The sequence below is a fragment of the Laspinema sp. D2d genome (assembly GCF_025370755.1).
In the GTDB taxonomy this organism is placed as follows: Bacteria; Cyanobacteriota; Cyanobacteriia; order Cyanobacteriales; family Laspinemataceae; genus Laspinema.
In genome coordinates this window covers 16,691-42,085 of record NZ_JAMXFC010000034.1, presented here as the reverse complement: position 1 = coordinate 42,085, position 25,395 = coordinate 16,691, and the positions used below count along the sequence as shown (strand labels likewise).

The following is a 25,395-nucleotide window of genomic DNA, read 5'->3' as shown; positions in this document are numbered from 1 at the left end:
CCCGTTGCATCACCATTCCCTGTTCCCCTGACCCCTCAGATGCACCCACTTCGAGTCAGGATTCCACAATATTTCGCGTCCTTTAGCCTTTAACCTAACCCAGTGAGAGACTGTATCTTGTCAATCATGACCCTAGATTCACCCCTGCCTCGGTGGTTATACGGGTTAGGCTATTCCATCAAAGAATCTTCATAAATTTCTGGCAGGGGTAGGGTTAATCCCAGGGATTGCAAATATAGGTCTTCTTTTAGATTTAAAAGAGTTTTGTCCCAGTCACCTTCTGCTGTTTTGCGATAAATTTCAATCTCCATTTTCTCTTGAGGAATGAGGATATATTCTTGGAAACTGGGTAAGGTTTGATAGGCAAAAAACTTTTCTTGACGGTCCGTAGCGACGGTATTAGAAGAGAGAACTTCTACAATTAATCGAGGTTGAGTTTTATAATTAGGATTGGAGTCCTCGGGTTCACAAATGACCATAACATCAGGATAATAGGCAACATCTGCCGAGGGAATCCAAAGTTTCATGTCGGCAGTAAACACTTGGCAGTTTGTACCCCGCAGCCGATCATATAGTCCGGAACCGATATTGATTGCAAGGCGATCGTGTTGGGGACTGAGGGTTTCAATTTCAAATAATTGACCGGCGATGTAGTCATGGCGAACGGAACTGGTTTTCTCCAATTCAAGATAGTCCCAAAAGGCTAAGGTTGTCGGTTCGTCGTCCATTTTATCCGTGCAAGTTTAGGGGGTAAGTGTATTGTAGCGGGTTCTGGTCAAGGGGAGGCGATCGCCTTGTTCACCCCCTCGGTGAGAACCCGCAACAAACTCCGGAAAAATCCCGGTTTCTGGTCCCCAGAAGGGAAGGACAAGGCAGTGCCTTGTCCTTCAAAATTAATTGAGGGCAAGTGAGGTAAAAGTTCCAGTAGAGGGTTGCCCAATGTAAAGAAATCATAACGATTGTGGCATAGTTGGGTTTGCGGATTCTCCTGATATAGCGAAGGGAAAAAAGGCAGAGAATGACGCGGATGAAGCGAATTAACCGAACAATTGTATCCAGGATTACAGTTAAGATTGAGTTAATTCCGACTGGGGATAGAAATTAGTCAATCATTTGCAGCCAACCGCGCCGGACTGCATAAACAAGGCGATCAATAAGGGTAATTTCTTCATCACTGAGGTCCTGTTCTAAAAGGGCAACCTTGATAAAGTGCCGATCGCGTTGGGTAATCCGACCCACGGAATAAATATGAGAAAAAATATCGGTTATGGTCAGATTCGGGAACTGGTAAATCGCATCTATGATCATCATAAGAATTTTTCAAAGCTTCAAGATTTCTATGGGCATCTGAAGCTACCATAAACGCGATCGTCTTGATTCAACCACCGCAGATCTATAGAAATCCATTCTCCGTAATTTCTCGGAGATGCGGATCCGTAGATTCTCGTATTTCTTCGGACAGGGGTAAAATAACTTAATAAACCGCCGATCGCCGGGAGTCTGCTACCCCATAGATTGCAGCGAGGATCAACCATCCCAAAATGTTCACCCGAGAGTCAAACAGGGTGACATCAAAGAGGTGAAATAAGGTACAACCCGCAAAGGTAACAAGGTAGGTGAAAAAAATCAAGCGATCGTTTGTGAGCACTCCAGGGACAGAAGGGACAGAGGCAGTCGTCTCGGAATTTCCCTCTAAAGGTAGATCGTGCCAATTCTTTAATGCTAAGACCCCTTGTGCCAGGATCCAAGCGACTAAACCGGACAAGAACAGCATCCCGGGAATTCCCGTTTCTGCACTCAGCATCAAAAACAGGTTATGGGGATGACCCATCCAGACTTGAGTTTGAGCTTCGTAAAGTTCGCTAAAGCTTCGCAACCCCCATCCGGTGATGGGGCGAATGCGAGTCAAATCCCAGGCAAATTGCCATTGCGTCTTGCGGAGGGTTGCCACGGGGCGATCGGGATATAACTGGTCCGTGATTCTCATCCAAAAATAAGCGGGAACGATCGCCTGTAATCCTTGGCGCAGGGGGTGAGGACCAAACGCCGACCCCAACACCGCAGACAGGGCCCCGAACACGAACAGCAGCAGCCAACGCCATCCCTGATACAGGATAAACCCCACCCCAGCCATCGAGGCGATCGCCCAACCATTGCGGGAATTAGTCAACACCAAGGCGATCCCATTCACCAGTAGCGCCAGGGTCAAAAACACTAATCCCCACCCTACCTTTCCTTCCTCTCCTGTCACCGAGAGATCAATGGTTTTCACCACCCGGGGATCACGGGGATCACGGATTTTTTCCGGTTTTTTCGGCTGTTGTTTCAGGGTTCGCCATGCCTGAAAACTCTCACACCACAGTCCTAAACCCAGAATAAAGGTCATTAAAAAATAACTTGCCAACACGTTGGCATATTCAAACACCGAAGCCATCCGTCCCGGAGGTGCGCCGGTGGCATCCAAGCGCCAATCTAAGATTAATCCTAATTTCACAGGTCCCGCCCATCCCCAAAAGAGTTGCCCCCAGCCAATCACAGCGATGGGGACTGAGGTGGCGATCGCAATCCAAGCCATTCGCCGCATTTGTGCCGGAGTTTGGATCAGCAGACTAAAGGTGACAAATAAGGCAAAGAAGGGCAGAAAATTAAATAATCCCAGGAAGGCAGAGAGGCGATCGGGGGCAAAAACCGTGGTCAAAATTAACCATAGGGCCAGAACAGCGAATCCTTGGTTAAGCGATCGCCCTTGAATTTCCCGATACCGTTGTTTCCAGGTACCAAACAGGGCCAACAACAAACCCATCCCCCCCAGTAACGGACTCATGGGTAAGAACAACAGTCCAACTTGGGCGCTATTCCACCAGACTTGTAACTGGCGATCGGGATGGCAAATGGTCCGCAGGGGTAACGATTTCGTCATGGGCAGAGTGCAGGATTAAGTGACAAGAAGGATTAGGGAAACAACAAACGGGGCATAACAACTTCAGTCGTTACTACAAACATCAGCTAGTAACCATCTCCCCAATCTTCCCCATCTCCCCCATCTCCCCCATCTCCCCCTCTCCCCAATCTCCAACCCACCACTCCACTCATTACGCAAATTCCCAACACTCACTGCGTGTCAACCGAATTTGGGCCAAGGTAAAAATGGTGGGGATAATCCGTCCATAGTTGGTGGCAATGGTTCGCCAGCCTAAATCAGCGAAGAACCAACCCCAGAGGACAGGTCCGAGTAAGGCTAAGGCACTGCGGGCGGCCCCATAGCGGGCAACAGAAAGGGCCATTCCGCGTTTGGCCGTTTGGGTGGTTAGGTAAGTCTGAACTTGACCGGCTGCCACTGCGCCCCCTCGGACGATCGCCGTTTGGGCGACTTGATAACGGGCAAAATGGAGGGCAAACTGATGGGCAATATGTTTAAGGACGATCGGCTTGACGACGGAGGTAAAAGCAACGGCACTTCCCCCTTTGAAGAGTAAGCCCAGGGGGTCTTTTTGGACCGACAGGGGCAGAGGTTTGGGAATGGTTGCCGCTGCCAGCGATCGCTGGACCCTCACAGTCAAGGCATTTTGTTCCGAAACCGGGAGTTGTCGCCATGCTTTTCCCAACAAACCGAGAAATACCTCAGCTTCTAAATCCGTGGTGGACAAGGTTTGAGAATAGGGAATTTTTAAATAGCGGCAAACTTGGATGAGGGTTTGTCGGTAGGTGACTTTGCGGGTTTTGCCCCTTAAAACGGTTAATCCATCGGCGGCGAGATAGCGAAATCTCTCTTCGATCGCATCCAGCCAGAAATCGCGATCGCGACTTTGGATATCGATCGGTTCTGGAGTTTGTAGGTAATCAATCGGATTAAAGCGACGACGGAATAAGATATCCGTGATTTGCTGTAATTCCTCTTCTGTGGCTAACTCTAGCGCTGCTCTCAGTTCGTCCAAGGTTGGCTTCCTCCCCTGTGCTTCTCTTGTAAACCCTGCGGTTTCGACAGATCGATAATCGTGATGTTGGCGATTGATCCGCCGATTTTAGGGCCAGAAATATTTACCGTCTGTTCCTGGCTGTTAAGTGGACCGATTGCTGTTAGCTTACTCGAAACCGTCCCAAATCCGGTAGATTAGTCAAACCCCTTTTTTAAAACCGGATGAGGACAAACCGATGAGCGATCGCATCGTTGAATTTGATATTGCCGTGATCGGTGCGGGGATCGCGGGATTGACCTCTGCCCAATCGTTGCGGAGTCTGGGTCAAACCGTGGTCGTCCTCGAAAAATCTCGCGGCGTGGGCGGACGAGTTGCTACCCGTCGATTATATGATACTCAGGCTGATTTTGGCGCACCGTTTTTAGATCCCCGGGGAATGCTTTCTCAACAGTTGGTGCAGGTCCTGTCTCGGGCGGGACTGGTGGTCCCTTGGACGGATACGGTTTATCAGATAGAACCCCCACCCGATCAGGTGGGGTTATCCGGACAAAGCCTACCTCCGCAGACTACTAGCGAAAACCGTTCTTTGACAATCAAATCGGGTATGAATCCGGCTGCAACCCTATCTGCACCTTATTATGTGGCCCCGACGGGGATCAATGCGGTAGGGAAGTTTTTGGCCCGTCATTTAGAGATTTGGCGTTCCCGTCGAGTCCAAACGGTTACCCCCACGGACCAGGGGTATTGGCATCTGGAGTTAGAAGCGATCGCCGACTCCGGAGATGCTGCTGTCCCCTTGGCAGTTCAGGCAAAGGCAGTGGTAATGGCGATCCCAGCCCCCCAAGCGGTGATGTTGTTAGAGTCGGGGGAGTCGGGATTGCCTCGTCCATTCCTCGATCGCCTCAAAGCAGTGGAGTTTGACCCCTGCATCAGTGTAATGGCGGGGTATCCGGCATCGAAACAACGAGAGTTGGTCCAGGCAGAATATCGGGGGCGATCGCTGGTATTTCCCCCTTCAAGTCCCTTGCGGGGACTATTTTGGCAGAGTAGCAAGGGTCTAGGTGCGACTCAACCTGTGTTTGTCTTGCACAGTAGCGCCCACTTTGCCGAACAGCATTTAGACGCCATGGACCTCGAAACTGTGGGGAGAGAATTGTGCGACTGGGCGGGGGAAGCCGTGCTTCCCTGGTTCAAGGACCCAGAATGGATTCAGGTCCATCGTTGGCGCTATGCCTTTTGTCGGCGTCCCTTAACCCAACCCTTATTGACAGCAACGACACCCTTACCAATGGTTTGTGCAGGAGATTGGTGTGGCGATCGGCAACTGGAAACCGCATTGCAATCCGGTTTAGCCGCTGCCGAATGGGTAAGCGATCGCCTGGGGGGAGGACCGATGCCACCTTTGGCGAGTTTATGGGAGGCGATCGCTCAGGAGAAATAACCCCATGAATTTGAATCCAAAACCTTAATAATCATCCTGTAAAACGAACGAGATGACCCTTATATATAGAAGGGTTCTCCGTGCTAATTTGTGGGGAGAGAAAATTACTCTAATTTAGTAAAGTTCTCGTTTCTGTCCCTGACTTGACATGGGTTTAGCTCAATTGTAACTTGGATCCGAGTTGAAGGAACTCTCTCGATCGCTGAGTTCAGTGGTGGCTATTATTCTATGCGAGTTGCCTGGGCGATCGCCCTAATTTAATTGTTAAGTTTTGATAACGCCTCTCTGGACGGGAACTTTTCCTCTAGGGGTAGGACCATCCCCTATGCTAAAAAGGAGTAATAGAAACATTTTGCGGGTTGCAGTTCTTTAGCTCAGTAGGTTAGAAGGGAATTCCTCCCCCTCTCTAGGAAAAACTGTTACCCTAATTTTAGATCAGACACCTTACTTCCATTCAAAAACCACTCAAACTAACTTTAACCGGAAAAACTATGCTCTCTTTTGCAGGTTATGAAATCTTAGAAGAAATTCACGAAAGTAATCATACGATTGTTTGTCGAGGCCGCAAGGAAGGCCAAGTCCAGACGGAAATTCTCAAATTCTTAAAAACTGAATATCCTACCCCTACGGAACTTGCTAAATTCCGGCATCAATATGAAATCGTCAAGCCGTTGGATATCCCCGGCATCGTTAAGCCATTACACCTAGAAAGCTGGGGTCGGGGCCTAGTCTTAACGATGGAAGATGCTGGACCTTTCTCAGCGGAGCAACTGCTATCTACTCAAACCCTAGATTTAGAGACATTTTTTAAGATCGCGATTACTGTTACAAAAAGTTTGGGAGAAATTCATAAACAATCCATTATTCATTTAGATATTAAACCACAAAATATTGTGGTCAATGTCGATCCATTCCGAGTTACCTTAATCGATTTTGGTATTTCTACTCGGGTGGAACGCTCTCACCAAACGTTGAGTAATCCGAATTTACTTGAAGGGACTCTGGCTTATATGTCCCCGGAACAAACCGGGCGCATGAATCGCTCCATTGACTATCGCACAGACTTCTATTCTCTGGGAATCACATTTTATCAACTGCTAACCGGGGAGCTTCCTTTTCCTACTACGGACCCGGTGGAAATGGTTCATGCTCACATTGCCAAACAACCGATTCCCCCTCATCAAGTTAATCCTGGAATTCCTCCAGTTGTCAGTGCCATTGTGATGAAATTGCTCTCAAAAACCGCAGAAGAGCGGTATCAAAGTGCTTATGGGTTAATCTATGATTTAGAAAAATGCTGGAAGCAATGGCAAGAAACAGGTCAGATAGATGAGTTTACGCCTGGGGAACAGGACACTTCGGACAAATTTCAAATTTCCCAGAAACTGTACGGTAGAAAAGCGGAAATTACGGCATTAATGGCGGCTTTTGCACGAGTTAGCGGAACAGCCCAAAGTGTAGACACTCCAGAAACCGATGCAGCGGGAATCGAACTGATGTTAGTATCAGGGTTTTCCGGCATTGGCAAATCGGTAATTGTTCAAGAAATTCATAAACCGATCGCCCAACAACGGGGCTATTTTATCTCGGGAAAATTTGACCAATTCAACCGCGATATCCCCTATCAATCCCTGATTCAAGCCTTCCAAAATTTGATTCGCCAAATTTTAACAGAAACCCCAGAACGATTAGCGCGTTGGCAACAGCGGATTAGCGAAGCATTAGGAACGGAAGGACAGGTAATCACTGATGTGATTCCCGAGTTAGAGTTACTGATAGGGGTACAGCCTACAGTTCCAGAACTTCCGCCAACGGAAACCCAAAACCGATTTAATTTACTTTTTCAAAAGTTTATAGCAGTTTTTGCCCAAAAAGAACATCCCCTCGTGCTATTTTTGGATGATTTACAGTGGGTGGATTTAGCTTCCTTGAAACTAATTCAACGATTAGCGACGGCTTCAGAAAGTCAGGCTTTACTGATTATTGGGGCCTATCGGGATAATGAAGTAGATGCGGCTCATCCCTTAATCTCGGCAGTGGAGGAGATGGAGGGACAGGGAGCCCTTATTAATCGGATTGAACTGCAACCGCTGAAATTAGAACATATCAATGAATTGATTGCAGATACGCTGCGCTGTTCTAAAACTAAAAGCCTACCTCTAGGAGAGTTAATTTCTAATAAAACCCAAGGTAATCCGTTTTTTATCAACCAATTGCTTAAATCACTTTATGATAGCAACCTGTTAACCTTTCGGTTTCCCGATGGAGAAAGCAAGGGGGAGTGGTCCTGGGAAATGGACCAAATTCAAGCGGTAGGGATGACCGATAATGTGGTCGAATTAATGACCAACAATATTCAAAAACTTGCGCCGACAGTACAGGAAAGTTTAAAAATAGCTGCTTGTATTGGGAATAGTTTTGATTTAAAAACCTTGGCAGTGGTTCGTGAACAGTCCCAGATTACAGTCGCCCGGGATTTATGGCCTGCAGTGCGGGAAGGCTTTATATTTTCTAGTAAGAATTACAGCTTTTTACCGGAAAGCAGTGAAGAAACTGCCGCCTCTTTACAAGATAGCGATTTTAGGATAGAATACAAGTTTCTGCACGATCGCGTCCAACAGGCAGCCTACTCGTTAATTCCTGAATCAGAACGATCTATTACTCATTTACAAATTGGTCAGTTAATTCTTGGTCACACGAGTTCTGAGGAGTTAGAGTCTAAAATATTTGACATTGTAACTCATTTGAATGCGGGTCGGGAATCTATTTTTGACCTAGATTTTAAATTAGAAGTCGCTCGCTTGAATCGGATTGCTGGCAAAAAAGCGAAAGCTTCTACGGCTTATCAAGCAGCCGTCAAACATTTGAATATTGCCCGGATTTTATTACCTGAAACGGCTTGGGAGACGACTTATGACCTCACTTTTACGCTCTATCGAGAACTGGCAGAATGTGAGTATTTAGCCGGGAATTTTCAGAAGGCTGACGAGTTATTTACCATCCTATTAGAACGAGTCCTGGATAAATTTGACCGAGCAGAAATTTATAACCTGATTGTGCTGCTGACGATTACTCAGGAGCGATTTCAGGAATCGGTGCAAGCAGGATTAGCGGGGATGAAGCTGATGGGGTTAGAGGTTCCGGAAACTGAGGAGGAATTGCAAGAGGCGATCGGCATCCAAATGCAGGAAGTGCAAGCCAATTTGAGCGAAGTTAATATTGCCGACCTCTTGCACCAACCCCCGATGGAAGACCCGGAAAAACAGGTCTGCATGACTCTATTAGCTAACTTTTGGGGAGCTTCATTTGGCGGAGGTTACATCAATTATAATGTCTGGTGTATGTTAACTATGACTCGGCTTTCTTTAACCTTTGGTCATGCGGAAACTTCGGCCTTTGCTTACTCGGCCTACGGATTGATGCTGGCGCTACAAAACTACTATCAAATCGGGTATGAATTTGGAGAAGTGGCGTTAAAACTCTTGGATAAATCCAAGACTCCTATTTTTGGAGGCAAAGTGATTAATTTGTTTTGTAATGCCGTCAATCCGTACCGAAAACCTTTCAAAAGTAATCTTGCCCTCTATGATCGCTCTTATTTCATTTGCCGGTCTTTCGGGGATGTGATTTATGGAGTATGGGCTTTATTTTTGAGACTTTGGATCCGGTTAGAAATTGGAGACAATCTAGCCGAAATTTCCAAAGAAGTTGAGAAATCTCTGATAACAATTCGCCAGACCAATTATCAGAGTATGGTCTATGCTGGCCTGAATTTGCAGCACGTCATCAAGCAGTTTGAGGGGATTGAGGACGAGTTTGATGAAGTGGAGGGATTGCGGTTGTGGCGCGAGGGAAATTTAATCAGTGGGGTAAACTGGTACTATTATTTAAAAACTCAAGTTTTATATACGTTTGAACGCTATGAAGAAGCCCTCGCTATCTGTCAGGAGGCCGAACCCCTCTTCCCGGCTAACTTTGGGTTTTTCCCCCAAACGAAACATCCATTTTATTATGGCTTGGTTTTAGCAGCGGTTTATCCTACCGCATCGGAAACGGACCAGCAAGAATATTGGCAACTCCTTGAAAAACAGCAGCAACAACTTCAAATCTGGGCGGAAAACTGCCCGGAGAATTACCAGGATAAATTCCTGTTGGTATCGGCGGAAATAGCGCGAATTTCTGGGAAAGAACTAGAAGCGATGGAACTTTACCGACAGGCGATCGCCCAGGCAAAAGAATCAGGATTCACTCAAAATGAAGCCCTCGCGAATGAACTAGCGGCGCAATTTTATTTCCACAAAGGATGGGATGAAGTTGGCAAAGTTTATATCCGAGAAGCCACCTACAATTACACCAAATGGGGGGCAGAAGCCAAAGTTCAACAGTTAGAAACTAAATATCCTAAATTGTTACGAAGGACGGGGAAATCAGGTTCAACGATAGATTCGTTCCAAACCGTTAATTCCTCGACAGGAAGCAGTCGCGGCAGTTCCCTGGATTTATTTACGGTGATGAAAGCCTCCGAAGCCTTTTCCAGCGAAATTGTCCTCAGCAAAATGCTGGAAAAGTTAATTCAAATTCTCCAAGAGAATGCTGGTGCATCTAAAGCTTTTTTGATTTTACAAACCGACGACCGATTAACCGTTGAAGCAGCGGTAGTTTCTGGGGAAGAAAGGATGGTCCTGCAATCAATTTCCGTAGAAGAATGCGATGATATTTCATCCGCGATTGTCAACTATGTCGCCAAAACTCAGTCTGATGTGGTGTTAAATAATGCGACAAGGGAGGGACTATTTACCCAAGACCCTTACATTCTCAAACATCAACCCAAATCGGTACTTTGTACAACGATTCGCCATCAAGGGAAACTGACGGGAATTCTCTATTTTGAGAATAACTTAACGACTGATGCCTTTACAGGCGATCGCCTCGAAGTTCTACAAGTCTTAGCTTCCCAAGCTGCTATTTCCTTAGAAAACGCCTTACTGTACCGCACCTTGGAACAAAAGGTGGAAGAACGGACTGCTGAATTGGCGCAAGCAAATGCAGAAATTACTATTCTGAATGAGCGCCTTAAAGCGGATAATGTTCGCATGGCAGCCGAATTAGATGTCACCCGTCGTCTGCAACAAATGATTTTACCGAAACAGGCGGAACTGAATGCGATTTCCGGGTTAGATATTGCGGGATTTATGGAACCAGCGGAGGAAGTCGGAGGGGATTATTATGATGTGCTGCAATATCAGGACCGAGTGAAAATTGGCATCGGGGATGTGACGGGACATGGGTTAGAAAGCGGGGTGTTGATGATTATGGCTCAAACGGCAGTACGAACTTTATTGGAAGGTAATTTTACCAATCCTTCAGACTTTTTAGATGTTCTGAATCGCACGGTTTATTACAATGCTCAACGGATGAATTGTGATAAAACCATGACGTTGGCCCTGTTGGATTATGCCGATGGTGTTTTGCAAATCAGCGGACAACATGAAGAGGTACTCGTAGTGCGATCGCACGGGGTCGTAGAACGAATTGATACGATTGATTTAGGATTTCCCATCGCAATGGTGGAAGAAATGGCGGAGTTTGTCACTACCGCCCGCATCGAGTTAAATCCCGGGGATGTGGTAGTGCTTTACACCGATGGGATTACAGAAGCGTTTGATATGAATAAACAAGAATATGGATTAGAACGCTTAATTGAGGTCGTCCAGCACAACTGCCACAAATCTGCCCAAGAAATTCAAGAGGCGGTAATTTCTGATGTTAAAGGATATATTGGTCAACAAAAAGTTTATGATGATATCACCTTACTGGTGTTCAAGCAGAAGGCAGGGGATTGATCGGGGTTAGGGTATAAGTTGTGCCGAAGTGCTGTAGTCCTTGTCTCATCTTTTACTTAATGTGAGATAAATTATTTCTCACATTAAGGGCTGCTTTGTGGCAAATAATGTGAAAAACTCGGTTTTTCGTTCTTTACCTGGGGTTCAGAAACCCGGTTTCTCACACGATTAGCTGCTTTCTTGCCAGCATTTGGGTCAGAAACCCGGTTTCTTATTCTTGAACTGGGGTTCATTTAATCACCCCATAGATTGCCTGATTTTATCAGCTAATGCGATCGCCTCTTCCCTTGTAGCAATCTCTCCCTCCACGGTCGCTAACTGAATTTGATTTAAAATCTCCTTAATTTGTGGACTGGCAGGAATTCCTAATTCGCTGATTAAATCGGTCCCCGTAATTAGAACTTTCGGATGTGCCGCCAGATCTGCGGGGTCTAAATAGCGCTCAACTGCATTTCCCAGTAGATCCAAAGAAATTCCCGAAGCGGTCAAGATCGCCGCTAAGGAAGGAAACAATGACCCCACCTGACGAAATAAAAAATAATGCGATCGCACCGTCCAGTCTGTTAACTCCGGTTGCTGTTGGATTAACTGCCAACTTTTTATCACCTGAATTGCGGCTTTAATTTCCACCCGACTCAACTTTAATCGCATTAATTGCGATTGGGCTAGACCCGGTTCTAACGGTAACAAACAAACTAATTTGGCAACACTTAAATATCCCGAAATCCTCAAAGTTGCGCGCAAATCCAACAAAAATTCTTCCCCCAACTGCGGCCATTTTTCCGCCAGTTGGATCGCGGCTTCATCAATCCGGGTTAAAATAGTTAGGGAATCTTTTGTGGCATCGGGCAACCAATAGCGCAACAAACCATCCTCCCATGCCGCCACCAGATGACGACTCCCCCCCCGGCAGTTCAGCAGATACCATAACTCGGTATTTACCCGTTCTGCTGCCACCTGCCGCAACAAGGGCGCTAATTGTCGGATTGCTGCTTGGGTTTGAGGTTCTAGGGTAAATCCCAATTGCGCCGCCTGCCGATATCCGCGTAACAACCGCAGGGGATCATCCGCGAGATTCGTGGGGGAAATCATCCGGATTGTGCGGGTTTGTAAGTCTTCCCGCCCTTTCAGGGGGTCTACAATCTGACCCGTTGTAGGGTGGTAGGCGATCGCATTAATCGTAAAATCCCGGCGTTGCAAATCGGTTTCCAGGGTCATTCCCTCCTGTTTAGCAAAATCCACCGTGGCATTGGGAAACACCACCCGGGCGATTTTGCGTTCATCATCCAAGACCACAAACCCTGCTTTATAGCGATCGGCAATCTGCTTGGCGATTTTAATCGCATACCCCGGTAAAACAAAATCTAAATCTAAATAGGGGGACTGCCGTTCCAGCAAGGCATCTCGAACCGAACCGCCAACGAGATAGGCATCATTAGGCAGCATTTCGACGCTAAACGGCCAAGTTTCGGGACCCAGAGTACGAATAGAGTCGCTTTGTTTCATAAAAAAATCAACCTACCGGGTGGGCAATATCTCTGCTGATTACGTTAGAGTAACAAAAAAGCCGTATGGAGTGTTTACGATGTGTATTTGCGTAAACTGCCACTATGTCGATCGCTGCTTAACCTATAACGCAGTGGAATATCAGCATCAACAGCCCCACTTAACTGAAACACCTGATTTTGAACCCCTAGAACCTACCATCAATGTCAATATCCGCAATACGCCGGATGCCATTGAGATGGAATGGGATGTGGTCGGTTGTGAAAGTTTTAAAGAAGAAATGGGCAAATGGGCGCGATTACGTCCAGGGGAATTAGTTCCCACTTAGGATGGCAATCCTCACCCGTTTAATCGATTTAATCTTGTCCAATTCGGTTTATTTTACCCAAACTTCGACCCTTTTAAATCGATTGAAACCCCACCATTCATGGGGCATCCTAGGGACAGGGCATTTGCTCTGTCCTTCTTCATTTGCAGGTAAAAACAACCCAACCCTATTCAAACATCACCCTGAAGCCGTACAATTAAACGTACCATTCCTCATGCCTTGGTGGTGCTGTTTATGATGACACATTGCCTCAATCCCAATTGCCCCAAACCCCAAAATCCAGATGGCAATCTATTCTGTCAAAGTTGCGGTGCTAAATTACGACTGGAAAGTTCTGAGAATTCCCCTTTCCCGGGTTGCTATCGCGCCCTCAAAGAAATTGGGGTCGGTGGATTTACTAAGACCTATTTGGCGGTGGATGAGTCTCACCCCAGAAAACCGCCCTGTATTATTAAACAATTTCGCCCCAGTCCGAGTGCTTCTCGCCCCGCTGTTGAGTTATTTCGCGAAGAAGTTGCGCGCTTAAAAGTCATTGGTAACCATTCCCAAATTCCCAACTTATTAGCCTGGTTTGAACAAGGCGATCGCCAGTATTTGGTTCAAGATTATATTCCAGGGACCAATTTAGCCACCGAACTTGCCGAACAGGGGACATTTACTGAATCTCAGATTCGAGAATTACTAGAGTCAGTGTTGCCTATCTTACATTTCATCCACCACCACAGCCTAATTCATCGCGATATCAAACCCGAAAATATTATTCGCCGTCCTCATCCCACTCAACGCCTGGTTTTAGTCGATTTTGGCGGTTCTAAATATGCTCCAGGAGCAACATTATACCAACCGGGAACAACCATCGGCAGTGCTGAATATACGGCACCGGAACAACTCCGGGGACAAGCAAGATTTGCCAGCGATTTGTATAGTTTGGGCGTTAGTTGTATTCATTTGCTAACCAATATGTCCCCATTTGATTTATGGGATAGTTTAGAAGGGCGTTGGATTTGGCGAGATTATTTACTCAATCCCGTGAGTGATGAATTAGCAACGATTCTCGATAAAATGGTGAGCGAAAGTTTATCAAAGCGCTATGCTTCAGCAGCAGTTGCTTTAAAAGCGCTCAATCCAAAAATTCAGCTTCAAACTTCTGTAAACTCGGCAATGTCTAAGGGAAAAGTTGTGATAGTGTCGCAATATTTTCCACCAATCCAGAAATCCTCTACCACCGAACCCCAGTTAGAAACAAAGTCACTTTCTCCCAAACCGCCTTCCCCATCCCACCTCAATTCCCCACCGGCACCCGTGGGTTGGAACTGCGTGCAAACGATCTCCGAAACGGCTGGAAAAACCCCCATCAATGCCGTCGCCTTTAGCGCCCAATCCCGGACGATCGCCAGTGGCAATGACAAGGGTGTAGTCGCCTTTTGGGATTTAGAAACTGGGGAATTGGTGCAAAAAATCTCGGCATCTGATCAGGGAGTGCTGGCGATCGCCATTGCTTCCGATGGACAAATCCTTGCCAGTGGCAGCATGGATGGAACAGTGAAACTCTGGAACCTGTGGCAACTGAGCCCCAAAGATTTGCGAGATGGCATCCCCCCCATCCCAACCCAAACCCTCACGGGTCATACTAGCTTGGTGTCATCGGTGGCAATTTGTCCCGATAAACAGCGAGTCGCCACCGCCAGTCGCGATCGCACAGTCAAAATTTGGTCCCTGGGAACCGGACAATTGCAATTTACCCTCACCGGACATCGCGATCGCGTGACTTGTATCGCCTACAATCCAAAATGGGCCACCTCCGACCCTGGGCGATTGCACATTCTCGCCTCGGGAAGTGCCGATGGCTCAATTCACCTCTGGCAGGCGGATACAGGGGAATTACTCCAGGATTTTCCCGGCCATTCTGGTGCAATTCATGCCTTGGCGATCGCCCCAGATGGCAAAACCTTAATCAGTTGTAGTTGGGACCGCACCTTAAAAATTTGGACCCTCCCCACGGCACCGGATAATTATCCCGAATTGCGAGAAACCCTTTCTCCCCATGTCTTACCCGGATCCGCAGTTGCCATCAGTCCCAACGGAAAAACCTTTGCCACCGCCAGTCACGACACCACCATCAAACTCTGGACTGTGGACACCATAGAACACGTGGCAACCCTATCGGGACATTCCATGACAGTCAGTTCCCTAGCCTATAGTCCCGATAGCACCACCTTAGCCAGTGCATCTCACGATGGCACGATTAAGCTATGGCGAAATTCTGCGGGTTAGGATCCTGCACCCTCAAGGGTCCGGGTTTTAGCGACGAGATGAGGAGACTGAGATTGGGGTCTCTTCCCGGAAGGAGGGAACAGCATCTTGCTCTCTTTTATTTATGCTCGCTATATACCGTAAAAAATAAGCTGTTTCAATTTTTATGTGTAGAGTCCTCGGAAGGATTCTACACATTGACGAGTTGCGAAATTAGGTAAAGCTACATACTACGGTGATTGAGGTGGGTATATTTTCCCAAAAGGCGATCGCAAAATCTCAATTCCGCAATCTGGAACGGAACTTCTCATGAAGTCCAGTTTTATTTAAGTTTTTTAACCGTAGAGGGCTACAAACAGGGTTCTATTATCCGGGAAAATTAGAGTATTGAAAATCAAGAACAGTGCGTTTTAAATGTTAATTTTAATGAGGAGAAATCTCGCGTCTGATCGTTGAATATCCCTCGAAACTTGGCTGTGATCAGACCGATGGCCCTTAATGCCCTTAATCAAGAAACCACCTTTGAGCATCGTTTAAGACAAAAAAGGAAACGGGCAGCTATGAGTACATGATGCTTATTCTCAAACCCTTGTGGCAAGCCTGATTGAGATGCTTTTATCCTGAGCCATTGCCGAGTTTTATTATTTACCAAAATTATCGAATAAGCAAGGTTTATCGGATATTTGCGACGGCAAAACCGATATATTCTCTCTCAACTATGTTCCCCCTCAGTTAAAAGTTTAAGAAAAATTCATAAAAGGCTTATAAATACCAATAGAAAATACTCTTGACAGAGTAAAAAAATAAGCCTATAGTTAAAACATTCCCACTTAGGAAAAAATAAAATGACTTCAAAAATTTGGCTTAAAAACTGGAAGGTTTCTGCTGTAGTTGGCACAATTTTTGGGGTATTATTACCAGGACTGCCTTTATTAGCTGCACCTATCTCTGGTTTAGTCGAGAATTCTAGTTTTGCCCCGTCTAAAGATTTGTTGATCGCGCAGAGTGATAGCCTTTGCGTTCCAGAGGACATTTCAGTTGCCGAATACGTAACTGAAAACTATATCATCTCTATTTGTGAGGATGAGGCTGGGAGTCTTTACTATGTGGATTATAACCTGGGTAATGAGATGAGCAATAGATTCTATGACGTCACCACCACCCGAAATGGAGACTATATAGTAACGACCTATGATAACGATGGAAGTGAACTCGTGTACACTGTGGGCGACTATTTTCGGGTAACCAATAATGGCGATCAGGTTGTCTATGAAGAAACCTATTAATACTAAAAAATAGCGAGAGAATAAAGACCCCTACAGTAAGCTTACTGTAGGGGTCTTTTTGATTTCAATCTGTTGTTAGATCCGGCAGAGGATTGGGAATTTTTTCTAATTTTTGAGGGAGATTAATAATCCCTTACTATTTCTAGTTTAGAGTAGAACCAAGAATTCTACAATTTCCAAAATCAGACCAGGATCCATGCGGACGGTATCGATCGCCCGTTGATTCCCCAAATTTCCACAGGGTAGAATCTGTGGCGGACTTTTTCCCCCTAAACCTGGATCCGCCCTGGGGAAAGACTGGATTTCGGCCCCGAAGCCTTAACATAGAAGAAAGCAATCCAAAGGTAAGTTGCAACAGCCTTCGATGTAACCCCTGCGGTTTTAGTTTTGTTCTCCTGTTGTGAAAACCATGACCAAACCCCACTGGCTCGAAATTACTGAATCTGTGGCCCTTGCCGGTTCTGTGCTGGGCACGATCGCCGTTGCTGGGACTCAACAAGTCCTCTATGCAGCGGTCCCGTTAACGGTGTCGGTGAGTTTGAATCTGGTGAATCGGCAGCGACTGTACCAACTCAACCAACGACGCAGCGAAGAGGCGATCGCCCAAGTTTATGATTCCCTCCAACCTCTAAACCAGCGGTTTGATCGCCTCGAATCCAGCAAGCAACAGGCAAACTCCCAAACGGAAGAACGGATCACTGAGTTACAAGAATCCTTACGGGATGAACTGTTTGAGGCGATCGCCCAAGTTGAGGAGAGTTTCCCCGCTATTCCAGAATTGCCGAATCTGGACCCAATTATCGCCCGGATTAACGCCCTGGAATCCCAACTGGAACAACAGCGCGATCGCATCGAAGCGCAGAAATTGGAGTTGAAAGACTCGTTGCGCCAGGAAAATGAAACGGCGATCGCCCGCATCCATCAAGCATTGGAATCCCTTCCCCCCTTCCCCAATCTCAAACCTTTAGCCGATCGCCTCGAACAACTGGAAACCGCTACGGAACAAGTCAACCAAGAAACTGAACGCCAAATCGAAGCGTTTACAAAATCCTTGTGGGAACAAACGGAAAAGGCAGTGGGGCAAATTTATCAATCCCTCGCCACCCTTCCCACTGCCGAAACCCTGGCAACCCTCAGCGATCGCCTGAGTCAACTGGAACTTACCACTCAGGCGATCGCCCTCTCCTCATCCCAACCCGACGACGCCTCCAGCACTTCTGCTGCTGCACTCCAAGAGGCAATCCAATCTCTGTCCAATTCCCCGAAATTTGAGGCAATTTACGATCGCCTGCAACAATTAGAAGCACTCAATGAACCGCCAATAGCGTCTGAACTCCAGGAGATTCAAGCGACTTTAACCCAACAAAACCAAGAGGCGATCGCCCGGGTGAATAGCGTAATTGAGGCAGTCACCCAGCGTCTGGAACGCCTAGAAACCTCATCCCGCGCCATCCCCTCTCCCCTCCCGGAACTCCAAACCCTATCCTCACCTCCTGCTGACGATAGCAACGCCAATCCACCCATTCCAGAAAACCCCAGCGAACCACCTCGGGTCCCCTCGGAATATCGTAAAGAAGCCTTTTCCGTGAAACCCTTAACCCCACCGCCTGCCAATTCCGAGGATGACTTGGACGAGTGGGACGAAGAAATCATCGCGCCATCGGAGGAAAACCCAGAGTCTACGCCAACGACAGGGAACAAACCTTTAATCCGGAAATTGTCCATCAAACCTTTTACCAAACCCGAATCTCTCACCAAAGCAATGGGGGGAATCGAATCCTCCATCGGCGAAGTGTTGGGAGATTTGCAAGGATTTGTGGGCAAATGGCGGGGAGAAAAACCTTCCTTGGAGTCTCCAGAGACTGTTCCAGATCCTGACGGATTTCCCCATCAAAATTGGCGATGCATTCGCACGATCGCCGGACATCGAGATGTTATTAATTGTTTGACAATTCATCCCGATGGCAACAGCATTGCTGCTGGGGATGGGGACAATACGGTGAAACGCTGGGGGATTCCTGAAGGGACCGAAATCCGCAACTTTAATGGGGAAGACTGGTTTGCCTCGGTGAATGCGATCGCCTTTAGTCCCGATGGGGGGGCGATCGCTGCTGGAGTTGGGGAAGCGGTTGAGGTGTGGGATGTTGCTGGGGGTCGCCCACTTCATCGCTTTACTCGCAATTCTGAGGCAGTTTATGCCGTGATTTTTCTGAATAACGGTCAACAAATCATCGCCAGTGATACCCGAGGGTCAGTTACTTTTTGGCATCGAGAAACTGGGGAAGAATTGCGCCGATTTAATGCTCATAATGCCATAATTCGCGCTTTAGCGATTAGTCCCGACGATCGCATTCTTGCCACTGCTGCCGATGATGGGATGATTAAACTTTGGCAGTTACAAACGGGACAGGAAATTTGTGTTTTTAAGACGCATAACGATGCCGTAAATGCGATCGCCTTCAGTCCCGATGGACAACTCCTCGCCAGTGGCAGTACCGACATGACCCTAAAACTGTGGCAGGTGAACTCTGGGGAAGAAATTCGCACCTTTACGGGACATACCGGGGCGATCGCTGCTGTTGCCTTCTCCCCCGACAGCGAAACCCTGATCAGTAGCAGTACCGATAAAACCGTTAAACTGTGGCATCGCGAGACTGGAGAACTGATCCGAACCCTCAAGGGACATACTAACGGAGTCACCGGCATTGCCATCACTCCCGACGGCAAAACCCTGGTGAGTGGCAGCAGCGATAAAACCGTGATGATTTGGCAACGTGAGTAGGGACTCGATAGAGTTAGACTGCCTGCCAAATAACGAATTTATCCCCCCAACCCCCCTTAAAAAGGGGGGCTTTTTAGAGTTTTGCAAGAAGTCTATTCTGGGCCAACCGATTACTATAAAGTTATCCCCTTGCTGGCTTGTCCATATATGAGCTATTGTTTAAATCCCGACTGTCAAAAGCCTCAAAACCCGGCAGGATATAACTTTTGCCATAATTGCGGTGCAAAGCTGCTGCTGGGCGATCGCTATCGTGCGCTTAAATCTATTGGACAGGGTGGGTTTGGGCGAACTTTTTTAGCGATCGATGAATACAAACCTTCAAAACCCCGCTGCGTCATCAAGCAATTTTTTCCCCAATACCAAACGCCTCAAAATGCTCAAAAAGCAGCGCAACTGTTTCAGAAAGAAGCGGTTCGTTTAGATGATTTAGGAACTCATCCCCAAATTCCTGCCTTATTTGCTCATTTTGAGTCGGATAATTATCAATATTTAGTTCAAGAATTTATCGACGGACAAACCTTAGCCCAAGAGTTGGAAACCGAGGGTTCACTTTCGGAATTTAAAGTTCGCGAGGTGCTATTTGATTTATTGCCAGTTTTACAATTTGTCCATGAAAAAAAAGTAATTCATCGAGATATTAAACCTGAAAATATTATTCGACGCGCCACTATAACCGAACTTTTAGAATCAGCCAATAATGAGAAACCTGACTCCAATCCGTTTAAGTCGGGACAACTGGTGTTAGTAGATTTTGGCGCGGCTAAATTTGCCACTGCAACAGCATTGGGACGGACTGGGACGGTAATTGGTACTGCTGGATATGTCGCACCGGAGCAATTTTTAGGCCAAGCGGTTCCGGCTAGTGATTTGTATTGTTTGGGAGTAACTTGTGTGCAATTACTCACGGCAACTGAACCGTTTAGTTTATTTGATGTTAAGGAAGGGGTGTGGCATTGGCGCGATTATCTCTTATCTCCCGTTACTCTGGAATTTGCCAAAGTTTTAGACCGATTATTAGAAGCAAATCTCAATCGGCGCTATCATTCTGCGACAGAAGTTCTCACGGATTTAGATTGGTTACCCCCGGTGACTCATCGAACGAATCCGAAACCCAATCCCTCGCCCGGAGTTCGGGGGAATTCACCCCCGCCACCGCCCAATAATCCCTCGATTGTTTCCCGATTAATGGGGGCGACACCGCAAATGATTAAAGGGACAATTTTGGAGAATTTTGGGAAATTTGAAGCAGCGATCGCCTCTTATGACCAGGCGATCGCACTCAAACCCAATAATGCCGATGCTTGGTACAAAAAAGCCCGTCTCTATGCGGAAATGGGCAACTATGACGAGGCATTATCCGGCTATGAAACAACCCTAGAACTCAAGCCAGACCGCTGGGATGCATGGCGCGACAAAGGTATTATGCTCTATAAACTTCGCCGTTATCCCGATGCAGTTTCCAGCTATTTAAAAGCGTTACAATTTCAACCCAATCAAGCCTTAGTCTGGCTATTAATGAGTATGGCAATTAAGCAAACTGGCAACAATAAAGAAGCTCAAACCACTTTAGACCAAGCTAGACAATTGATGCCAGAACGAGATGCTGAACGAGCGTCTTTGTTATGGCAAGCGTGGGAAATTTTAATTAAAAATTAAGGAAAATTGATTCAAGTTTGAATCACTAAATACTATGTCAATGAATTTTGAGGGTCCGAAATATTATGATGCAGTGATGGGGGGTCACCATGCGCCGCCGCCGGGTGCGGCAGTATTGGGGGGACTGACGGGGATTCAAACCCGTTTAGCAGTGGTGGATATTCCGGTGAAAGTTTCGGCGTTGAAAGAGGCATTAAATTATGGTCAAGCGGGTTTAGAATTAGTCATTGATGCGTTAAAAGATGACTCTCATACTGTGCGGCGATCAGCCTTTTTGTTGCTGAAACATCGGAGAGAACCGACGGCGATCGCAGCTTTAAAAAAGTTTAATGCCTATCGCTTTTTTGAATGTGTTCATACCATTCAAGCGCATCGCAGTTGGGTTTTATCTCTTGCTTTTAGTCCTACCGGACGGCAAATTGCCAGCGCCAGTAAGGATAAAACGATTAAATTGTGGGTGAGGGATACGGGACGAAAATTGTACACCCTCAAGGGTCATAGTCATTGGGTTTCCGCAGTGGCATATAGTCCGCGATCGCCGATTCTGGTGAGTGGCAGTTGGGATTACACCATCAAACTTTGGCAACGTTTGGGGGAAAGCGAACTTCATAGTTTCCCGGGAGACAGCGAAATTTATGCGATCGCCATCAGTCCCGACGGAGAATTTATCGCCGGTGGCAGTGGGGATAAAACCATCAAACTGATTGATATCGCCAAAAAACAGCAAGTTAGAACCCTTGTCGGACATCAGGGATATGCAATGGCAGTGGCATTTAGTCCCAATAACCAACTCGTTGCCAGTGGCAGCAGTGACAAAACCATCAAACTCTGGCATCGAGAAACCGGCAGAGAACTCTATACCCTCACGGGACATGGAGAACAAGTCTGTGCGATCGCCTTCAGTCCCGACGGCCAAATCCTTGCCAGCAGCAGCTTTGACCAAACCATCAACCTCTGGCAAGTCCATACCGGACGCCATATTTGCACCCTCTTCGGTCATACCCATTGGGTCTATGCGATCGCCTTTAGTCCCGATGGACAAACCCTCGCCAGTTGCAGTCGCGACAACACGGTAAAATTATGGCACGTCAAAACAGGCCGAGAAATTCGCACCCTCCCGGGTCACACCCGCGCCACTTGTGCAGTCGCCTTCAGTCCCGATGGACAAACCCTCGCCACTGGCGGCGATGATGGGACAATTAAGATTTGGGAATGGCATTGAAAAAGTTAGAAACCGGGTTTCTTGACAAGGTTTAAGCCGGTTTCTAACAGGATTATTTTGTACAATTTTAAAATGGAACAATGTTAAAATTTATTTATCCAAAAAAGCTATCAATTTACAACAGGGATAGGTTCTATTACTCAGGCATTCAGGAAAATAAATCAATTACATCCTTTTTTACGATTCTCTAGCCAATTAATAGCAAAAAAATGAATACTTCCCAAAAAAAAGTACAACAAATTTATTGTGATGAGTCAGGATTTACTGGAAATGATCTCCTGAACCAGGAAACCCCATTTTTTGCTTACGCAGCAGTAGCAGTAAGTCATGAAGAAGCCAAGGAATTTGTGGAAAAGCTAATCAAAGATTACAAAATACAATCTTCTGAACTAAAATTTAAAAATCTCATAAAGTCTACCAGAGGAAAACAAGCTATTAGTCATATTTTAGAAAACTTTAGCGAAAGGGCTAAAGTTTCTATCCATGACAAAAAATATGCGCTGGCCTGCAAATTTTATGAATATATTGTTGAACCTACTGTGGCTAGTCACAACTCTGTTTTTTATAAACTTAATTTTAATCAATTTATTTCCAATTTTCTTTACTATTATTTTCAAGCAAAAAAGGACAATGCAGAAGAGATTTTTCAGGATTTTTATCGTTTTATGAAAACATATGACGACCAAGGTTTATCATGTCTCTTTAATTCTTCTGGAGAGGTGCTAGATGAATTAAATGAGTTAGATCTAATTAGAACTTTTTGTATTCATCAACGAGATGTCATTAACGAAGAGCTAGAGTCGCTAAAGGGGACAGGCGTAGGCAAATGGATTTTGGAGCTTACTGTGACTTCAATTGTTTCACTTTTAACAGAATGGGGGCAAGAGTTTAACCAATTAGAGGTATTCTGTGACGACTCCAAGCCGTTAAAAGAACAATTAGAATTTTTTGATTCAATACTTAACAACCCAGAAAAAAATTTTATTGAAATAAATGGGACACAGTATCCACTGACGTTTAATCTTGTGAATTTACCTCAATTAGTTAGTTCCAAAACTTATCCTGGAATACAAATTGCTGATATTTTTTCAGGTGCTTTTGCTTTTGTCTTTCGTGAAACATCAAAAAGAAAAGATAGTAGTTATCCAAAAGAGTGGATACCTCATATTGACAACTCTTGGAGTTCATACTCTATTTTACCTAGTTTAGAGCATTGGAATTTTACCAAAATAAATGTTCAGCGTAATTATTTAATACTTAAAGAGTTGACAGAAAGAAGCACTAGAAATATTCCTTTACTAGAGGGAATCGATACTTTCATTGCAGAAATAACTTACAATCTCCACATATTCAACATAATGCAAAATCAGGGTGATCCATAATTTGAAAACCCCCGACCCCCTAATGATATCGATATATCGCGCCTCTAAATGAATTGGTCATATAGATAGCGAGCAAGATGCTCGCACTCCCTAGACTAACTCACCGGAGACATGATTTTTTCCGCAGTAGGAAAATAACTTGTTGCCTCCGCCAAATGCTTTTGCAATGTGGTGACAGGTAAGGGTCCTAAAATATGATTCCAGGGTAAAATTTGGGTGGATTCCCAATTGTCGTGCACGTAAAAGTCTAAGTCTGGTAATGTTCCCCGCAATTCTTTAAAGGCGCGACGGTAGCTGCCAAGGGTTTCGCCATAATGGCGGACTAATTCTAGTAGGGAAGACAAGCGGCGATCGCCTCGGGAAATTAAGGCTTGAATCACGGACCAATTATAACTTTCTGGCCGAAACTCTATCCCCGATTTTCCTAATTCTTTCTGTAACTTTTTCAACCGTTTTTCCGCTTGCGGATTCACCCCAAACCACTGAAATGGGGTATGCGCTTTCGGGACAAAGGTGCTACAACCAAAGGTCAGGCGTAAACCCGGTGCAGATTTTTTCAATGACTGTAACAGTTGCACCGTTGCCTCCAAATCCTCCAGTTCCTCCCCAGGAACTCCAGACATTCCATACAGTTTTAACCCAGTTAATCCCCCCGCTTTGGCATTGACTGCCGCTTGGGTAATTTCCTGATTTTCCAGCTTTTTATTCACAATTTTCCGCACCCGTTCCGAACCGCTTTCGATCGCAATGGTTAGGGATTTGGTCCCGCGACTTGCCAGGGTTTGGGCTAATTCTGGGGTGACGGTATTAGTTCTAACTGAGGCAATACTCAGACGCACATCCTCAAATTGCGGTTGATTCAGGTAATCTAATAATTGATTGAATTCCGGATGCTGAGTTACCGAAGCGCCTAATAATCCAATCCGCCGGGTGACTTTTAAACCCCGTTCAATGGCCGGAATTAAGGAGTTTTCTAAGCTGGCGGTTCTAAAGGGTAAAGTTAGATAACTCGCTAAACAAAACCGGCACATTTCTGGGCAACTTCTAACCACTTCGACCATGAAAATATCCGGCCAAGCGGCTTTTTCTGTGACCACAGATGAGGTGGATAAAACATTACCGCGATAGGTTTGTTTAGTAACAGTTTGGGGAATGTCTGAATCAATGGGGTGAATAGAGGCGATCGCCCCCTCGGGACTGTTATAGGTGACTTCATACAAACTCGGGACATACACCCCAGGAATTTGCGCCAGATGCCGCAATTGTTGCAGTCGCCCTGCCTTGCGTACCTGCTGATACCCGTCCACAAATTCACCCAGGAGATTTTCCCCATCCCCGAGTAAAATCACATCAAAGAAGTCCGCAAAGGGTTCAGGATTCGCCGTCAAAACCGGACCCCCGCCAAAAATCAAGGGGTGTGATTCTTGGCGATCGGATGCGCGAATCGGAATATCCAGAGACTCTAATAATCCCAGAATATTCACATAATCCAATTCCCAAGATACGGAAAATCCCAACAATTCGGGCTCTCCAGGTAAGGGTTCATGTAAATCTGTAAACAAGCGAGACACTTGCAAATCTCCCCTTGTTGCCAGGGTCGCCCAGACGATTTGATAACCTAAGCTAGTAATCCCAACCGTGTACTCATTGGGAAAGGCATAAATCACTGGAATTGCATCAGCATCCGCAGTCGCCGGAGTAAATAACAGATGTTCAGCATCAAAGATAGAAGGAGTCACAGGCAGGGGGTTTAATGAGGATAATTTGAAAGCAAAATCC

At 46.1% G+C, this 25,395-nt stretch carries 16 protein-coding genes; 9 read left to right on the top strand and 7 right to left on the bottom strand.

What is annotated here, in order from left to right:
* Positions 1-170: 170 nt before the first annotated feature.
* From NG796_RS20120 to NG796_RS20100, 5 genes are all read right to left on the bottom strand, one after another.
* Positions 171-728: a Uma2 family endonuclease gene (locus NG796_RS20120; protein ID WP_261208744.1), complete on the bottom strand. Its 558-nt coding sequence runs from the start codon at positions 726-728 to the stop codon at positions 171-173.
* A 47-nt stretch (positions 729-775) separates the two neighbouring features.
* Positions 776-907 (bottom strand): hypothetical protein, encoded by a 132-nt coding sequence (locus tag NG796_RS20115; protein ID WP_261208743.1) that lies wholly within the window; start codon positions 905-907, stop codon positions 776-778.
* Between the two features lie 194 nt (positions 908-1,101).
* The gene (locus tag NG796_RS20110) at positions 1,102-1,311 is read right to left on the bottom strand and encodes a hypothetical protein (RefSeq protein WP_261208742.1); all 210 of its coding nucleotides are present in this window, start codon (positions 1,309-1,311) and stop codon (positions 1,102-1,104) included.
* A gap of 163 nt (positions 1,312-1,474) precedes the next feature.
* Positions 1,475-2,920: an O-antigen ligase family protein gene (locus tag NG796_RS20105; protein WP_261208741.1), complete on the bottom strand. Its 1,446-nt coding sequence runs from the start codon at positions 2,918-2,920 to the stop codon at positions 1,475-1,477.
* 172 nt (positions 2,921-3,092) lie between these two features.
* Entirely contained in the window at positions 3,093-3,935 is an 843-nt protein-coding gene (locus NG796_RS20100; protein WP_261208740.1) for a YaaW family protein, read from the bottom strand.
* Between the two features lie 217 nt (positions 3,936-4,152).
* Here NG796_RS20100 and NG796_RS20095 point away from each other — a divergent pair, with 217 nt between their 5' ends.
* Both NG796_RS20095 and NG796_RS20090 read left to right on the top strand, forming a co-directional pair.
* Positions 4,153-5,358, top strand: a complete 1,206-nt coding sequence (locus tag NG796_RS20095; RefSeq protein WP_261208739.1) for an NAD(P)/FAD-dependent oxidoreductase — start codon at positions 4,153-4,155, stop codon at positions 5,356-5,358.
* 491 nt (positions 5,359-5,849) lie between these two features.
* Positions 5,850-11,201, top strand: coding sequence for an AAA family ATPase (locus NG796_RS20090; RefSeq protein WP_261208738.1), 5,352 nt, complete (start codon positions 5,850-5,852; stop codon positions 11,199-11,201).
* Positions 11,202-11,438: 237 nt separating this feature from the next.
* Here the strand turns inward: NG796_RS20090 and NG796_RS20085 are convergent, their stop codons facing one another.
* Entirely contained in the window at positions 11,439-12,707 is a 1,269-nt protein-coding gene (locus NG796_RS20085) for a CCA tRNA nucleotidyltransferase (RefSeq protein ID WP_261208737.1), read from the bottom strand.
* A gap of 79 nt (positions 12,708-12,786) precedes the next feature.
* Between NG796_RS20085 and NG796_RS20080 the strand changes: the two genes are divergently transcribed.
* From NG796_RS20080 to NG796_RS20050, 7 genes are all read left to right on the top strand, one after another.
* Positions 12,787-13,035, top strand: coding sequence for a Ycf34 family protein (locus tag NG796_RS20080; protein WP_261201950.1), 249 nt, complete (start codon positions 12,787-12,789; stop codon positions 13,033-13,035).
* 234 nt (positions 13,036-13,269) lie between these two features.
* Positions 13,270-15,309: a serine/threonine-protein kinase gene (locus NG796_RS20075; protein WP_261208736.1), complete on the top strand. Its 2,040-nt coding sequence runs from the start codon at positions 13,270-13,272 to the stop codon at positions 15,307-15,309.
* 824 nt (positions 15,310-16,133) lie between these two features.
* Positions 16,134-16,574, top strand: a complete 441-nt coding sequence (locus NG796_RS20070) for a hypothetical protein (protein ID WP_261208734.1) — start codon at positions 16,134-16,136, stop codon at positions 16,572-16,574.
* Between the two features lie 409 nt (positions 16,575-16,983).
* Complete coding sequence (locus NG796_RS20065; RefSeq protein ID WP_261208732.1) at positions 16,984-19,356, top strand: WD40 repeat domain-containing protein; 2,373 nt, start codon at positions 16,984-16,986, stop codon at positions 19,354-19,356.
* A 147-nt stretch (positions 19,357-19,503) separates the two neighbouring features.
* A complete protein-coding gene (locus NG796_RS20060; RefSeq protein ID WP_261208731.1) occupies positions 19,504-21,012 on the top strand; it encodes a protein kinase domain-containing protein in 1,509 nt (502 codons plus the stop codon).
* A 34-nt stretch (positions 21,013-21,046) separates the two neighbouring features.
* Positions 21,047-22,234, top strand: coding sequence for a WD40 repeat domain-containing protein (locus NG796_RS20055; RefSeq protein WP_261208730.1), 1,188 nt, complete (start codon positions 21,047-21,049; stop codon positions 22,232-22,234).
* Positions 22,235-22,443: 209 nt separating this feature from the next.
* Entirely contained in the window at positions 22,444-23,616 is a 1,173-nt protein-coding gene (locus tag NG796_RS20050) for a DUF3800 domain-containing protein (protein WP_261208729.1), read from the top strand.
* Between the two features lie 95 nt (positions 23,617-23,711).
* On the opposite strand, the gene NG796_RS20045 is transcribed toward NG796_RS20050, so the two are convergent.
* Positions 23,712-25,355: a B12-binding domain-containing radical SAM protein gene (locus tag NG796_RS20045; RefSeq protein WP_261208727.1), complete on the bottom strand. Its 1,644-nt coding sequence runs from the start codon at positions 25,353-25,355 to the stop codon at positions 23,712-23,714.
* Positions 25,356-25,395: the final 40 nt, after the last annotated feature.

What these genes read in the sequence shown, in the direction of transcription:
- NG796_RS20070 (WP_261208734.1), top strand. Translation starts at nt 16,134, where the DNA reads ATGACTTCAAAAATTTGGCTTAAAAACTGGAAGGTTTCTGCTGTAGTT.
- NG796_RS20095 (WP_261208739.1), top strand. Translation starts at nt 4,153, where the DNA reads ATGAGCGATCGCATCGTTGAATTTGATATTGCCGTGATCGGTGCGGGG.
- NG796_RS20085 (WP_261208737.1), bottom strand. Translation starts at nt 12,707, where the DNA reads ATGAAACAAAGCGACTCTATTCGTACTCTGGGTCCCGAAACTTGGCCG.
- NG796_RS20060 (WP_261208731.1), top strand. Translation starts at nt 19,504, where the DNA reads ATGAGCTATTGTTTAAATCCCGACTGTCAAAAGCCTCAAAACCCGGCA.
- NG796_RS20080 (WP_261201950.1), top strand. Translation starts at nt 12,787, where the DNA reads ATGTGTATTTGCGTAAACTGCCACTATGTCGATCGCTGCTTAACCTAT.
- NG796_RS20075 (WP_261208736.1), top strand. Translation starts at nt 13,270, where the DNA reads ATGATGACACATTGCCTCAATCCCAATTGCCCCAAACCCCAAAATCCA.
- NG796_RS20065 (WP_261208732.1), top strand. Translation starts at nt 16,984, where the DNA reads ATGACCAAACCCCACTGGCTCGAAATTACTGAATCTGTGGCCCTTGCC.
- NG796_RS20090 (WP_261208738.1), top strand. Translation starts at nt 5,850, where the DNA reads ATGCTCTCTTTTGCAGGTTATGAAATCTTAGAAGAAATTCACGAAAGT.
- NG796_RS20110 (WP_261208742.1), bottom strand. Translation starts at nt 1,311, where the DNA reads ATGATGATCATAGATGCGATTTACCAGTTCCCGAATCTGACCATAACC.
- NG796_RS20055 (WP_261208730.1), top strand. Translation starts at nt 21,047, where the DNA reads ATGTCAATGAATTTTGAGGGTCCGAAATATTATGATGCAGTGATGGGG.
- NG796_RS20050 (WP_261208729.1), top strand. Translation starts at nt 22,444, where the DNA reads ATGAATACTTCCCAAAAAAAAGTACAACAAATTTATTGTGATGAGTCA.
- NG796_RS20120 (WP_261208744.1), bottom strand. Translation starts at nt 728, where the DNA reads ATGGACGACGAACCGACAACCTTAGCCTTTTGGGACTATCTTGAATTG.
- NG796_RS20105 (WP_261208741.1), bottom strand. Translation starts at nt 2,920, where the DNA reads ATGACGAAATCGTTACCCCTGCGGACCATTTGCCATCCCGATCGCCAG.